The sequence below is a fragment of the Nocardiopsis codii genome (assembly GCF_036327455.1).
GTDB lineage: Bacteria > Actinomycetota > Actinomycetes > Streptosporangiales > Streptosporangiaceae > Nocardiopsis > Nocardiopsis codii.
Map to the genome: position 1 here is coordinate 1 of NZ_JAUZMY010000083.1, position 712 is coordinate 712.

General features: G+C 70.6%; 1 protein-coding gene. It reads right to left on the minus strand.

Going from position 1 to position 712, the window contains the following annotated elements; genetic code table 11:
- Positions 1-232: 232 nt before the first annotated feature.
- Positions 233-712: SDR family oxidoreductase (locus Q8791_RS31725; protein WP_407942095.1), on the minus strand; the 480-nt coding region annotated here is incomplete at its 5' end.

Consider the following 712-nt stretch of genomic DNA (forward strand, 5'->3'; position numbering starts at 1 on the left):
GTAGTTTTCCGCGGTTGGAGAGCCTCACGGGTGTCCGTTCGTGTGGGTGGTCGTCACCTGCCTGGGATTGTCCTGGGCGCATGAGAGTTCTCGTTATCTGTTCGTGTCCTTGGTCTCTGTTGGTGGTGGGGGTTCGGTGGGTGGAACGCGTCGTGGGGTGGGTTGGTTCCCGGGGGCGGGCATGGGTGTGGGCCCGCGCCCGGTGGTGGGTGCGGGCCGGGTGGGGTGGGGGTCAGCGGAAGTCGGTGGCGTGGTCGGCGACCCACTGGCGGTAGGAGCGTGCGGGGCGGCCGAGGATCTGTTCGACGGTGGTGGTGGCGGGTTCGGGGTTGCGGGTCATGTGGTCGTGGGCGTCGAGGATGGCGTCGAGCAGGTCGGGTGGTAGGTCGCCGGGGTCGGCGGTGGCCTGGGCGCGGGTGAGGGTGTGGTGGGTCAGGGGCAGGTCCAGGACCTGGGCGATGATGCGGACCTGTTCGGCTTCGGTGTGGTGGTGGGGGCCGGTGAGGTGGTGGGTGCGCTGGTGGTGGTGTTCGGGGCGGGTGAGGGCGTCGACGGCGACGTCGGCGATGTCGGCTTCGTGGATGAGGGGTCGGGCGAGGTGGGGGTGGGTGGAGGTGACGGTGCGGTGGGTGCGGATCCGGGGTGCCCAGTGGAGGGTGTTGGCGGCGAAGCCGCTGGGGCGCAGGAAGGTCCAGTGGGCGCCGGAGCGGGT